This window comes from Curtobacterium sp. TC1 (assembly GCF_019844075.1).
Lineage (GTDB): Bacteria > Actinomycetota > Actinomycetes > Actinomycetales > Microbacteriaceae > Curtobacterium.
Window position 1 is genome coordinate 68216 of sequence record NZ_CP081962.1, and the last position, 13366, is coordinate 81581.

The 13366-nt window shown below is 68.9% G+C and carries 15 protein-coding genes; 10 read left to right on the forward strand and 5 right to left on the reverse strand.

What is annotated here, in order from left to right:
- Positions 1–119: 119 nt before the first annotated feature.
- Complete coding sequence (locus KZI27_RS00330) at positions 120–503, forward strand: hypothetical protein (RefSeq protein WP_222657529.1); 384 nt, start codon at positions 120–122, stop codon at positions 501–503.
- Positions 504–695: 192 nt separating this feature from the next.
- Here the strand turns inward: KZI27_RS00330 and KZI27_RS20095 are convergent, their stop codons facing one another.
- Positions 696–830, reverse strand: coding sequence for a hypothetical protein (locus KZI27_RS20095; protein WP_261783851.1), 135 nt, complete (start codon positions 828–830; stop codon positions 696–698).
- A gap of 51 nt (positions 831–881) precedes the next feature.
- Positions 882–1022, reverse strand: coding sequence for a hypothetical protein (locus KZI27_RS00335; protein WP_222657530.1), 141 nt, complete (start codon positions 1020–1022; stop codon positions 882–884).
- A gap of 511 nt (positions 1023–1533) precedes the next feature.
- On the opposite strand from KZI27_RS00335, the gene KZI27_RS00340 reads away from it, so the two are divergent.
- From KZI27_RS00340 to KZI27_RS00365, 6 genes are all read left to right on the forward strand, one after another.
- On the forward strand, positions 1534–1737 hold the full coding sequence (locus KZI27_RS00340) for a hypothetical protein (RefSeq protein ID WP_222657531.1): 204 nt from the start codon (positions 1534–1536) through the stop codon (positions 1735–1737).
- Between the two features lie 86 nt (positions 1738–1823).
- Positions 1824–2375: an LPD29 domain-containing protein gene (locus tag KZI27_RS00345; protein ID WP_222657532.1), complete on the forward strand. Its 552-nt coding sequence runs from the start codon at positions 1824–1826 to the stop codon at positions 2373–2375.
- A gap of 120 nt (positions 2376–2495) precedes the next feature.
- A complete protein-coding gene (locus tag KZI27_RS00350) occupies positions 2496–2957 on the forward strand; it encodes a hypothetical protein (RefSeq protein WP_222657533.1) in 462 nt (153 codons plus the stop codon).
- A gap of 355 nt (positions 2958–3312) precedes the next feature.
- Positions 3313–3561, forward strand: coding sequence for a glutaredoxin domain-containing protein (locus tag KZI27_RS00355; RefSeq protein WP_132100870.1), 249 nt, complete (start codon positions 3313–3315; stop codon positions 3559–3561).
- Positions 3561–4010 (forward strand): hypothetical protein, encoded by a 450-nt coding sequence (locus tag KZI27_RS00360; protein WP_222657534.1) that lies wholly within the window; start codon positions 3561–3563, stop codon positions 4008–4010. The genes KZI27_RS00355 and KZI27_RS00360 overlap by 1 nt, the downstream gene beginning before the upstream one ends.
- A 697-nt stretch (positions 4011–4707) precedes the next feature.
- A complete protein-coding gene (locus tag KZI27_RS00365; protein ID WP_222657535.1) occupies positions 4708–5208 on the forward strand; it encodes a hypothetical protein in 501 nt (166 codons plus the stop codon).
- 305 nt (positions 5209–5513) lie between these two features.
- Here KZI27_RS00365 and KZI27_RS00370 read toward each other — a convergent pair whose 3' ends face one another.
- Genes KZI27_RS00370 through KZI27_RS00380 form a run of 3 tightly spaced genes read right to left on the reverse strand, consistent with a single transcriptional unit; the run spans position 5514 to position 6851 of the window.
- Positions 5514–5711 (reverse strand): hypothetical protein, encoded by a 198-nt coding sequence (locus KZI27_RS00370; RefSeq protein ID WP_132100867.1) that lies wholly within the window; start codon positions 5709–5711, stop codon positions 5514–5516.
- Positions 5712–5757: 46 nt separating this feature from the next.
- Positions 5758–6471 (reverse strand): hypothetical protein, encoded by a 714-nt coding sequence (locus tag KZI27_RS00375; protein ID WP_222657536.1) that lies wholly within the window; start codon positions 6469–6471, stop codon positions 5758–5760.
- A complete protein-coding gene (locus KZI27_RS00380; RefSeq protein WP_222657537.1) occupies positions 6468–6851 on the reverse strand; it encodes a hypothetical protein in 384 nt (127 codons plus the stop codon). Before KZI27_RS00380 ends, KZI27_RS00375 begins: the two co-directional genes overlap by 4 nt.
- A gap of 188 nt (positions 6852–7039) precedes the next feature.
- Between KZI27_RS00380 and mobF the strand changes: the two genes are divergently transcribed.
- Genes mobF through KZI27_RS00395 form a run of 3 tightly spaced genes read left to right on the forward strand, consistent with a single transcriptional unit; the run spans position 7040 to position 13018 of the window.
- Positions 7040–11635, forward strand: a complete 4596-nt coding sequence (gene mobF / locus KZI27_RS00385; RefSeq protein WP_222657538.1) for a MobF family relaxase — start codon at positions 7040–7042, stop codon at positions 11633–11635.
- A 10-nt stretch (positions 11636–11645) separates the two neighbouring features.
- Positions 11646–12188, forward strand: a complete 543-nt coding sequence (locus tag KZI27_RS00390; RefSeq protein WP_261783852.1) for a hypothetical protein — start codon at positions 11646–11648, stop codon at positions 12186–12188.
- A complete protein-coding gene (locus KZI27_RS00395; protein ID WP_222657543.1) occupies positions 12185–13018 on the forward strand; it encodes a DUF6036 family nucleotidyltransferase in 834 nt (277 codons plus the stop codon). The genes KZI27_RS00390 and KZI27_RS00395 overlap by 4 nt, the downstream gene beginning before the upstream one ends.
- Positions 13019–13366: the final 348 nt, after the last annotated feature.

A 13366-nucleotide genomic window follows, 5' to 3' on the forward strand; every position in this document is an offset into this window, starting at 1 on the left:
CGTCTTGTTGAGAGGTCTGGTCGACTCGAGCGTGGGAAAGGCTTCCTCCGCCGACGTTGCACACCCATTAGGCGTGGGACGCCGCCGACGATGTCCGCCGCGAGTGGATCGCGGGCCTGTTGCAGCGGAAGAACGCACCGAAGGACGCCGCCCGGTTCCTCGCGGTCGCGCTCACCCGCCACGCCACCACCCGGTACACGTCCGGTCTGGTGACCGCCCGCGGCCTGCTCGGCATCGAGACCACCGGGTGGGACGGTGACACGCTCTCCCAGTGGGTCGAGGAACACCCCACGAAGGGGCTGCACCTGTCCCTTGCGGTCGTGTTCGCCGGGTTCGAGAACACGGCGAACCGTGAATGGTGGCGCACCCCCGACGCGGAGTCCCGCGGCTACCTGAACCAGTTGGCCGCGTGGGGGTACCCGCTCAGCCCCGTCGAGCAGTTGGCCGCAGGCATCCAGCCCGACCCCGACCAGGTGGACGGCGAGGACGCGGCAGCCGAGTAGGTGAACCGGTGTGGGGGTCGCAGCCAGTGGCCCTCACGCCCACCCGGCACCGGTTCGTGTGTCCCGTCGCGGGCCGGAAATGTCCCATCGGGCCGTTCTGGTGTCCGTGGGCTGCGTCCCGGCTGCGCCGTGACTCGAAGGGGCTTCGCCCCCTCGAAGCACCCCGGAGCCGCTCGACGGAGCTCGCGGCTGTCACAGCCTCCGGCGGCTGAGCGGCCACCACGGCGATGCCGGCGGGGTGCTCCGCTCGATGGTGTCGCGGTCCTCAATGAAGTCCTCGAACACCCACTCAAGGTCATCCAGGTCCGGGTCGTCGCGATCACGCATACCCGTGAGCGTGACCCTGCCCGCCTCCGGCAGTAGCCAGGTCCGCCCGGATCAGGATGGCGGGAACCCGGCCGCGGGATCCCCGCCCCGGGCGACGGCGTCGTACCGCGCCCATGACTCCACCTGCAGCGGCGACGGCGGCTCGCCGCTGTGGACAGCAGCAGCGATCTCGTTCGCGTACATGTCACGCATCTCTTCAGCATGCTTCTGCAGCAACATAGGCCGGCTCCCCTCGGGTCGGAAACGGCAGCATCGACGATGCGCCCCCTCAGAGCGCTGAGCTCGCATCGTCGATGCGCTCGCATGATTGTGCCTCACTTCGTGCGGTCTTGCACAAAGTCTCGGCTTCGAGCATGCCGAACGCGCGGAACAGGCACCGGCATGGCCGCGTGACTGGGCGTCCTGCGTGCTCGTTCATGGGGTGACTAGCCCAGGGCTTCCGGCCAGGGCCGGGAGTCGCTGCGCTCCGGGCGGAACCGGCTGCGCCGGCACTGTTTGGGCCTGTGGCCCGTTGGTTTGCCGTGAAGCCTTCGGCAGCGTACGGACGATCACCCGGAATGCAACCGGCTTTCGCGGCATAAACGGCCCCTCCCCGCACGCGGGTCCCCTCCATATATTCCACGACCGGTTGCATTCCGGGCGCTCGTCCTAGCGGCGACAAGTCGCCTTCACGGCAAAACAACGAGAGGGAAGGAAAAAGCACATGCAGCACATCGACACGGTTACCACCATCGTCCCGGTCGTGGACGAGAACGACATTCCGCGGCAGTTGGCGAAGATCGCCGAGCGGGACGAAGACCTCCGGGTCCGCGCCTGTCAGGGCTACCAGCTGACCCATACCGCATCGGTGGCAGGTCCGCACTTCACCACGTTCGTCGACACCTTCACGCACGACCGCGGGGAGTGAGAAAGCGGCCGGGACCAACACCAATTTGGTCCCGGCCGCCCCTAATCACTCTTCCCACAACCGATCCCGAAGGAACCGGTACCACTATGACTACCACCATCGTCCCCACGAAGGCCGTCGCGGCCTTGCTCCGCAAGGAACTGCGCACCCGGTTTCCGGGCGTGAAGTTCTCCGTGCGCTGTTCCACCGGCACTGCGGCTGCGTGGATCGACGTCTCCTACGACGACGGCCCCACCCACCTGCAGGTCCAGGCCATCACCGGCCGGTTCGAGGGGCGTTCGTTCAACGGGCAGACCGACTCCTACGACGACAACGGCACGACCCTCGTTGCGGGTGACGGTGACGAGATGCCGACCGCGGTTCGGTACTCCTGTGACGGCATCATCATCACCCGGGGCTACTCGCCTGCGGGACACCTCGCCGCGCAGCGGATGATCCGCGAGGACAGCAGCATGCGGCACCTGGTCCTCTGCGACGAGCACGGCACCCTTAACGGCCACCACGATCTCACCGACGGCCGAGCCGAGGACTTCAGCGCCGGCGGCCGCTGCTGGCCGTACCCGAACCTGTCGGCGTGGTCCGCGGTCCGGTTCGTGCTCGAACGCGTCGACCTCACCCCCACCCCGGCCCACCAGTAGCCAGGAGGGCCGCGCCACTTCGAGGAGGAAGTGACGCGGCCCAGACAGCAGCGGCGGGGATGTCCCGTACCCATACGTGCATCCCCGCCGCCCCAACCAGCCTAGAGAGAAGCGCACCCCATGTTCATCACCTACGAACGCCCCGAGACGCTCGATGACGACCAGACCGACCCCGCCGCGCCGCCCGCGGATATGGCACCCGGCGCGGACGTCGATCCCCGCGTGCCCGTGTGCGGTGCGACGACCTACGACGTCGACGGCACCCGGTGGACCTGCACCCGGCGGCCGCAGCACACCGACGATGAGCACCGGGCCGTGTTCGACCGGTACCACGGTGGCCCCGTCGGACAGGTCGCGTTCGCGTGGCAGTACGAGTGGGGCGGAGCCGGCCACGGCCCGTCCTCCACCGACCCCATGACCACGGTCACCGTCACCGTGTCGTTCCCGTCGACGGCATGGACGAACGAGCAGCTGCCCGACGCGATCGCCGACGAGATCCGCTCCGTGTTCTGGGAGTGCGACCACGACGACGTCACCGTGGCCACCACCGCGACCAGCACCCCGCACCCCGTCACGGGCTGACCCGCCGGGGCGGTGGCAGTCGGCGACATGGTGAAAAGCGCCGGGATGACACAGTTAGAGAATGCGCAGCCCACTATCCCTAACGGCTTCCGGTGATTGCATTACCGGTTTAAAGCTCCTGGGGATTCCCGGCCCTCCCGCTGTTATCGATGCCCCAGCCGTACGTTCGTAAACGTCATGCCCTGGTGCCAAACAATGCAGATGCATAGGCTGGCAACAGGTGTGCCGACCGGCAGAAAAAGGTTCAAAGAATGTGCGGAAACGACTACCCATATAGGCCCGCGCGTTATAGAATAGAAGCATGCAACGGGGGAGGGGCCCCCACCGCATCACAATCTTTCGGAAGGTGATTTCGATGAGCATCACGGTTTACACCAAGTCTGGTTTCTGCGGCATGTGCCTGGCCACCGAGCGTGCCCTCGACTCCGCCGGCATCGAGTACACCGAGGCGATCCTCGACGACGTCGACCAGGCGCAGATCGAGGAGTGGAAAACCACCCTCGGCATGAACGCCCCGATCGTCGTCACCGACACGGAGACCGGATCGTGGAGCGGGTTCCGCCCCGACAAGATCGGCGAACTCGCCTCGAGCGCGGCCGCGTGATGACGATGACCCTCGAGCGTCCGACCACCATCCGCCCCGACGTCGTGCAGCAGTCCACCCGCGACGCCGTCGACAAGCTCTACGCCGGCGACACCGTCGCAGCGTTCCGAGCCATCGACGCCGCCACCGCCGACCCGACCGAGCACGTCCGCGAGTGGGAACTCACCGACGAGCAGCGCCAGGTCTACGAGGCTGGGTTCATGGTCGGGTTCCAGATGGCCGCCCCGGAGCTCCTGGCCGAGGTCCTCGAACTGCGGGCCCGCCTCGAGCAGGCCGAGCACGACGCAGACCGGTACTACGCCGAGATGTGCCGCCGACCCGCCCCGACCGAGCCGGACCGTCACACGTTCGCGGAGATCTCCCGCGCCCGCGGCGAGGACAACCGCGCCGCCCGCCACGAAGCGACGATGGACCGCATGTTCCCCCAGTACGCCAGCGCCCGCGCCTGACCGGAGGAAACTGAAACGATGAACTGGGAGCGGAACCAAACAACTGCCGGGCAGCCGTCAGCCGCCTCAGTTCGGGCCGGCACAGCCTTTGGCGGCGGAGCAGGGAGAGCACTCGCCGGGACGGTTGTTGTGCTCCTGCTCGTCTATCTCGGCGCAATGGTGTGGTCGGTTGTTGCCCCTGGTGTCGGCTCGCTGATCCTCGTGCTGAGTGTGTTGCCCCTGCTTCTCATCGGGGTAGCGCTGGTTCCGTGGGTGTGCGGCGGGTACCGACTCCTCGGGGCGAGAGATACGGCGTCGTTGATGTCCGGATCGGTGTGGCACGCCACCGCGCAGGACTGGGCCGTCGGTGACATGGTCACGCTCGAGCAGGCTCGGTGCCGACGGAGCGCCCGCATGTTCCGATCCGATCGCCCGTTCACTCGCTCGCAGCAAGCGGTCTACCTGTTCGCCGAGCCGCCGTCTCGACATCACGTCAACGGCAACGTGAAGGGTGCTCGCGCGAGATACCTCTACACACTCACCCCAGTACGCCTCGACGGGCCGGTCTATCGCCGAGAGACTGCGGCCGCGGTGGCGGGGAACGTCGTAGCGACCGCGACTAGCCGAGACGCTTGGATTCGTTGATGAACGCCGCCGGAATGAGTGAGGGGCCCGGCACCATCCTCAGCATGCTCGTTCGTTGTGCACTGAGCGACTGATGCCCGGACGGCAGCCGACCCCCGCGGAGGAACGCTTCTTCTCGCACGTCGTGCGGGGGCCAGCGCTCAGTGACTGCTGGATCTGGACCGGTGCCATTGGCGACGACGGCTACGGCCGCTTCTGGGTTCCACAACCCGACGGGGGCCAGCGCGCGATGCGGCCGCAGCGGTGGCTGTACGAACACCTCACCGGCACGGCGCTGCACCCGACGGTGCTGCTGCTGCATGCGTGCGATATCCCGTTGTGCGTCCACGTCGACGTCGACGACTCGGTGTCGCACCTGGCACCGGGCACGCATCGGGGGAACATGCTCGAGCGTGTGCAGCGCGGCCGTCACCGCAACGGGGCGACCGCGGTTCGGATGGCCGGCCTGCAGCGCAGCGAGCGTGTGGCGCTGTCGCGTGAGCTCCGCGAAGCGTTCCGCGATCACGGGTGGGACCAGGCAGCGATCCGTGCGTGCCGCACAGGGATCGCGCCGGACACCCCGACGCTCTGGTGACCACCGACACCTAACGGCCAGAGGCCCCAACCTGGCCAGCGGTCCGAGCGCCGGCGCCGCCGGCATGGGCGGGACAGGTGTCGGTCCAGCTGGGGGAGCGGTCGGCGGTCGTCCACCCGTTGGCGCGGGCGTAGGCGCGTGCTTCGGTGCGGCTGCTGTTGTCGTCGGGTCCGGCTACCGGGACGATGACTTGGTCGCAGCCAGCGACGTCGCAGGTGATGACCATCGCGGCTCGTGCACCCATACTCACTCTTCTACATCACTGAGTACTGCTAACGGCCAGCAAGCAGTCCTCGCCTTGGTTGTCACGCGACCTCGTCGGGCTCGACTCTGACTTCGACCTTCTTGTCGCCGTGCCATCGCTCGATGGTGAAGAGCACCTTGTACTCGCCCCACGACGCCTTCGTAACAACACCCTTCGAGCCCTTCGGGACGTGCTCGCGCAGTAGCCCGCCGATGTCCTTGACCGCGACCACTGTGTCGCCGGCGCTCATTTTCGCCATGTGTCCCCCTCGTTTCGTACTTCTATCGGACGCGGTCTGCCCCGCGTCACACGCGTTCGATCTCAGCGCTCGGGATCCACCGGAAGACGGTGCGTCCGGTCATGACTCCGTCGACACGGCCGGGGTGCCCGAACGACGGGAATGGCTCCGCAGTGAGGGCGACGAATGCTCCGCCGGCGGCGTCGATACCGGCGCCGAGCCGCGGGTTGGCATCGGAAGTGAAGGTGTCGACGAGGATCGTCGCAGACACCTCGTCCCGCGCTAGCCGCACGGTCACCGGTAGCGCCTTCTCGTCAGCAGTGTCGGCCCCAGCGATCGCGTCGTCGAATGGGCGGAACCCGCGGGTCTCGTAATACGCGAGTGAGTCACCCCAACCGCCACCGACCCGGCTCAGTGAGAAGACGTCGCAGCTCGGCTTCACGACGATGACCGGTAGGTAGGCGCGTCGGTTGAAGAGCTTGTTCAGGAGGCCCGGTGGGCGGCCGTCGATAACGAACGCGCCCGCCAGCCAGGTCGCCGGCGGGACGATGAGCACGCCCGTGTCGGGGAGCACCCCGCCACCGCATGTCGCGTGGATCGCGGCGACGACCGGATTCAGTTCTGACTCCTGCGCACTCAGTCGAAGGGGCCCAGCGCCGAGCTGGTTGCCGCACATGAGGCAGTCGCCGACCGGTTCGACGGTCCGTTCCAGCGAAGCACGAGTCTCTTCGCCGATCAGTCGTTCGATAGCCGGGTCCTGCACGAACCGTGCGGTACTCATGCTGCCTCCTTGTCACGATCGTCTCGCTCGATGTCGTCAGTCGTGGCGGCCTCGTTCCCGTTGGTCTCCGCGGCTGGTACCGGTGTCTCGCCCGCTCCGAGCTCGCGCAGCCGGCGCACTTCCGCTGCCGGAATGTCGAGCAGCTGCGCGATGCGCGGGTTGGTTTCCTTCAGTTCCACGAGCGACTGGACCGCGAGGGCGCGGTCCACGTCGATCGCGTCGAGCTTGGCGATGAGTTCTTCCCGGTCGTCGTTGGCGTCGAAGAACGTCGAGGCGGCTTCTTCGATCGCGGCGTCACGTCGGGCTCGTTCCGCGTCGAGTTCTGCCCGGCGCTGACGTGCTCGTTCTCGGTTGTCCTTCTTCGTGCTGGTTCGAGCCATGGTTGGTTCCCTCTCGCTGGTCCCCTCAACGAGTTCCGACGATCGCAACGACAGCTTTGGTAGGTGCTGACGCAGTCTGACCGACCGCCCGACATCACACTATCGAACTTACACACCTCTTGCACTAACAGTATGTGGCCCTCCAAAAGCCGCTACGGTGGGGGTGTGGGAGGAGGTGATCGCTCGTGATGACGGTGCACGTCCTGCACGCAGGTGACGGATACTCATATCTGACGAACCAGGTTGTGGCGGGCGATCAGCAGGTCCGGCGGAGCGAAGAGCTCACGGACTACTACACCGCCGAGGGCGCCAAGCCCGGCCAGTGGTGGGGCAACGGGCTAGTCTCCCTGGGGGTGTCCGGGCAGGTGTCCGCAGAGCAGATGCAGGCTCTCTTCGGCGAGGGGCTGCGGCCGGACGCGACCGCGTTCATCCAGGAGCAGATCGCCGCCGGCGCCTCCGCTTCTGAGGCGATCGACGCTGCCCGGCTGGGGCGTCGGTTCATGACCACGAACGACCCCGACACCGAGTGGCAGGTGCAGATCCACGCCGCGTCCGTCGCGTTCGAACGGGGCCACCAGCGCGCCCCCGCGGATGCCGAACTGTCCGGCATCAAGGCCGACGTCGCGGCCACCATGCTGCAGAAGTCGCTGCGTCGACCCGCCACGTCGGACGAGGTCTCCTGGTTCGTCGCGCTCCGTGTTCCGGACTGGAAGCAGCAGGTCTCCCGCGGCTACCAGGGGTTCCGTGACGAGGTTGGCCGGAACCCCGAGACCGGTCCGGAACGCGACCTGGTGAAGTACAACCTCGCCGCCGATCACCTCCGCGCATCGCTCGGCCGTGACGCCACCACCGGTGAGGTTGCACGCTTCCTGACCGAGCGCGGCACCCCGCCGCGTCAGCCCGTCGCGGGCTACGACCTGGTGTTCAGCCCGGTCAAGTCGGTCTCCTTGCTGTGGGCATTGGCGGACCGCAACGACCCCCGTGAGGCGCACATCGCACGTGAGGTGCACGCCGCCCACGAGGCTGCGTGGCAGGGTGCGATGACGTTCCTGCAGGAGGAAGCAGCGTTCACCCGGACCGGTGCCGGCGGCGTCGCGCAGGTCGAGACGAAGGGCCTCATCGTCGCTGCGTTCGAGCACCGCGATTCCCGCACCGGCGACCCGGACCTGCACACCCACGTCGCCGTCTCGACCAAGGTCGAGGGCGTCGATGGGAAGTGGCGATCGCTCGACGGGCGCATGCTGCACCGCCTCGGTGTCGCTGCCTCCGAGCGGTACAACTCCCTCGTCGAGGAAGAACTCCGGAGCCGTCTCGGCGTGCAGTTCGTCGAAGAGTCCCGGGGTGCCGGCAAGCGTGACGTGCGCGAGATCATGGGCGTCGATCGCGGCCTCCGCGAGGGCTTCTCGTCCCGCCGCGTCGGGATCGAGCAGGCGTACGCCGAGCTCGTCGACGAGTACGTGGCCTCCCACGGCCACACCCCGCCGAAGAACATCCAGCACCGCCTCTACGAGCAGGCGAACCTCTCCACCCGCGACCACAAAGCACCGCCGTCGTCGGAGCAGGACCAGGTTGCCGAGTGGCGTCGTGCTGCCTCCGAGAGGGTGCGTGTCGACGGCTGGGCGGCGGGCATCGTCGCGCAGTCGAAGGCGATGCCTGCGCAGGATCTGCTTGCTGGGCTGGGCGTGCAGCAGCTCGGGAATCTCGTCGTTACGCGGGTCGAGCAGGACCGGTCGACGTGGAAGGACTCGCATCTGCAGGCCGAGGCAGAGCGCGTCGCGCGTCGTGTCGCGCAGGCCACCGGGCAGGACGTCCAGGCCCTCACTCGCGACATCACCGCCGCGGCGGTGCAGCGGTCGATCTCGCTCACCCCGCCGGAGCTGAACCCCACGCCGGCGCAGCTGCAGCGCAGCAACGGTGAGAGCGTCTTCCGGATCCACCGTGCCGAGGAGTTCACCTCCGAGAAGACCCTTCGCACCGAAGAAGCGATCCTCGACGCCGCCCGCACCCGGGGCGGTTTCGCGATGGAGCAGCGGGCGTTCGACGACGCGATGCGTCGGTTCAACGACCGTGCGATCGCCGACGGGCACCACGAGCTCAACGCTGGCCAGGTCGAGCTGGCACGCCGGTTTGCGACCGGTGGCCACCGGATCGAGACCGGCATCGGACCGGCCGGCACCGGGAAGACCACCGCCATGCGCGCCACGATCTACGCCGTCGAGGCTGGCGGTGGTCGGATGCTCGCGCTTGGCACCACCGGTAAGGCGGCGGAAGTTCTCGGCCGCGAGCTCGGCACGGCGGCGGGCACGGCCGACATGCTCCTGCAGGCGCACGCGAACGCGAAGCGCAGCGGGCAGCCGGTGGCAGAGCAGCACCGCATCGACGCGAACACGCTCCTCCTCGTCGACGAAGCGTCCATGGCGGGCACGCCGCTCATGGGACGTCTCCTCGCCCTCGCTGACGAGCACGGTGCCGCCCTCCGACCCCTCGGCGACCCCGCACAGCACGGCTCCATCGGCGCCGGCGGCGTCCTCCGCCTCCTCGAGCGCGAGACCACCGTCACCCGCCTGGAAGAGGTGCACCGCTTCACCGGCGAGCACGCCACCGCCGAAGCCGCGGCCTCCTTGAAGCTCCGCACCGGGGACGCCACCGGGCTCGACTTCTACATCCAGCGGGGCCGTGTGTTCGCCGGCACCCGCGACGAAGTCATGGACCGGATCTACACCGACTGGCACGCCGACACGACCGCCGGGAAGTCGTCGCTGATGATCGCCGGCACCAACGAGGAAGTGTCCGCCCTGAACGCCCGGGCCCGCGCCGACCGCGTCGCCCAGGGCCAGGTGCAGGAGGACGGACGGCTGCTCGCGGACGGGAACACTCTCGGCACCGGAGACGTGATCCTGACCCGCAACACGGACCGGTCGCTGCGGATGAACCAGGGCAAGGACTGGGTCACCAACAACGCCATGTGGACCGTCACGGCGGTCGGCCCGTACGGCGTCATGGCGAAGTCGCACCTGCACGGCGGCACCGTCACCCTCCCGCTCGAGTACGTCAACGAGCACGTGCAGCTCGGCTACGCCCGCACCAGTCACGGCACCCAGGGCGACACCGTCTCCACCGGCGGCGCCGTCATCGACCCGGAGCGCACCACCCGCGAAGAGCTCTACGTCGACAGCACCCGCGCGAAGGAGGAGAACCGCCTCTACGTCGTCATCGACAAGCCGCTGGACTCCTCCGGCCACACCGACGACGAGCGTGAGGACTCCATCCGCGGTGCCCTCGAGCAGATCCTCGGCCGCGAGGGCGCGACCAAGAGCGCCACGGAGGCCCTGCGGGCCGAGCAGGACAACGCGCACTCGCTCGCGACGCTGCTGCCGCAGTACGACCACGGCCGCGTCACCGTCCTCGACCCGAAGGCGATCGAGCGCGCCGAGCAGGCCGTCCGCGACGCGCTGCCCGCGGATCTCGCGAGCCGCATCGTCGACGACGAAGCATGGTCGACGTTCGCCGCACGCCTGGTCGACCACGATCTCGCCGGCACCGCCCTCCAGGACCGCCTGCAGGGCCTCGTCCGGCCGCGCGACCTCGACACCATCGACCCGATCGAGTCCCCGGCCCGCGTCTACTGGTGGCGGCTCGGCCCAGCGACCACCATCGGCACCGACCTCGAGCCGGTCGACGGCCTGCCGAAGTGGGTCACACCGTTCAACGACCGGATCGGCGACCCGGAGGTCCGGACCTGGCTCCACGGCCAGCAGGAGCTGATGCGCGACCGCATCATCTCCCTCGTCGACCAGGTCGTCGCTGAGCCGCCGGCGTGGGCGGAACCGTTCGGCCGGATCCCCACGGACCCCGCGCAAGCGGAGCAGTGGCGGGAGAACATGGGCCGCATCGTCGCGTACCGGGAAGCATTCGAGGTGCCAGCGAGCGAAGCGGTCCTCAGCGAGGAACCCCGCGGCTCCCACGCCGTCCATGCATGGCAGGACGCCCGCGCCGCAGGGCTCGACCTCCGCACCCAGCAGGAACGCCTCGCGCGTGAGCAGGCGTCCGCGGCCGTCCTCGAGCGGATGGGCATCGACCCGACCGCGCGCACCGTCGCGACGTCGACGGCCACGCTGCCCGAGACCGCCGCTGTAGTCGACGTGGACCGGCTCCTCGAGCAGAAGCCGGCGTGGGTGGCGCAGTACGGCGTGCAGCCCGCAGACGGCGACGCACGCGACACCTGGCGCGAGCAGATTGCCACCGTCGCGGCCCACCGCGACGTGCAGGGCGTCCCAGACGACGCCTACCGTCTCACTGACCCGGGCATGGTTGACCGGGACACTCGGCACGCGTTCGCGGCCGCGGAGCAGGCCCATGAGAACCTCCGCCGCACCGGGTGGATGCGCGATCGCGACGGTGCCGAACGGAACGCCCAAACGGCGGTGCCGACAGCCCCCGATGCGGCGAACCAGCCGGAGGCCGTGGCTGCCCTCACCGAAGCCGCTGACCCCCTCGCCGGCCGCCGGAGCGGGGCCGATCCTGAGGCCCAACCCACGATCACGGAGCTTCCGACGGAAGCCGCACCGGTCATCCCGGCGCCGCCGACCGCTGCTGCCGAAGTTGCGCGCCTCGCGGCGGAGCTGCGTGCCCGTGAAGTTGCCGCCCAGCAGGCCGGTCAGAGTGCGGCACAGGGCGACGTGGCCGCGGCCGAGGCGCAACAGCGGGCCGAGCAGATCCGGCGGCAGCAGGAAGCCGCTGACCGGCAGCGGCAGCAGGAACAGCGCCGCGGCCCACGCCTTTGACGCACAAGGCATGGTGATCGTTGCCGATCACGAGGACACTGGACACGAAGGAGGTACGGCCATGGCGTTCCAAGGTGAGGTGTTATCCGTCAGCGAGCTCATGCGCCGCTCGGACGCGCAGTCGCACGTCGTCCCGACTGATGCCGGCGTGCGCCACACCGCGGCGGCCAACGCCGCCCGCATCACCGACTTGCTGCGCGCGGGTGAGCCCGCCGCGGCCGCCTGGCGATTCGGAATCCTCCAGACCCTCGACGACTACCGCTCCACCCTCCGCCGCGGCGGCGCGACGGCCGCCGCGGGTGTCTTCGCTGACGAGCCCGCTCTCACCGGGTCGCAGGAGCTTGACGCCGCGTTCGCAGCACTCGCCGACCACCTCGCCGCGACCGACGGCTGGACGCCTCCCGAATGGGCCGCCCAACCTGCCCGGTCTCTGCCCGGAGCGTGGTTCGCTACGACGCCGGACCTGTTCCGCGACGAGGCTGTATCCGACAGCCCGCCGGCGTTCCGCAAGCGCGGAATCTTCATCACCCGATACGCCCTGTCCCGCGCATGAGCGACCCGCACGGGGACGAGCTCGATGCCGACCGGCTTGGCGGGCTGTTCCAGGAGCTCTCCGATCGCCTCGCGAACGTCGGGGAGCACGCACAGCTGTTCGTGGTCGGTGGTGCCGCGATGGCGCTTGCCTACGACGGCAGCCGCGTCACCCGCGACGTCGACGCGCTGTTCGAACCCACCGGCGCGGTCCGCCAGGTCGCCGCTGAGATGAGCGGACCGCATGGCCTCGAACCGGACTGGCTGAACGACGCGGTGAAGGGCTTCCTCCCTGGCGACGTGCACGACACCCGTGTCGTGTTCGAGTCGGAGAATCTCCTCGTGCAGGTGCCGCCGCCGGAGTACCTGCTGGCGATGAAGATGCACGCCGCGCGTGATGATCGCGACCTTGACGACGCAGCGACCCTCTTCAACGCTGCGGGCCTCACGACTGCGGACCAAGGCAGGGAACTGCTGGAGAGCACCTACCCGAATAGGCAGTTGCTGCCTCGGCACCAGTACCTCCCGGACGAGGTCGCGGCGCGTGCTGCAGCACACCGCGAGGAATCCGCCGAGCAGGTCGGGAACCGGGTGCCGAGCGCCGCTGACCTGGTGCAGCAGTACGCCGCTGACGTCCGCCGGACCGGCCCCCGTGACCCTGCTGGGGCCGATGACGCCGCGCGCATGGCCACCGACCTGCGGGCGGGTCGTGCCGCCCGGCCGGACGAGGCAGCTCAGCGCGCCGCCTCGGACGTGGAGGCGCAGGAACGTGCCGAACAGGTTCGGCGTCAGCAGGCGGCCGCGGACGCGCAACGGGAGCAGGAACAGCAGCGCCGCGGCCTCTGCCACTGATTCGCCAAGGCAGGATGATGACCTGCCTTGCGGCCGCCGCGTCGTGATCCCAAGCACCCGACGCTGCCAGCTCCACGCATGCCGGCCCCACCAATTGTGGCAGTAGTGGTGTGGGGTGAGGCCGGGGCGGTACGCACGATCACTCGGAAAGAGTTCCCGCCCTGGCGCCGGCCCCAGGGGAGGGAAACCGGCACCAGCAACCATGCCCGACCAGTGAGTTCCACGTCTACCACTGCGCCCCTTCAAGAGCCCAATTTGCTGCCACCCCCGTCGGAGCCGACCGCGCCGACAGTCCTTTCGCGGCGGCTGGCCTGAGGGGACGCGGTCCGCAACAGTGAGAGAGGTCCC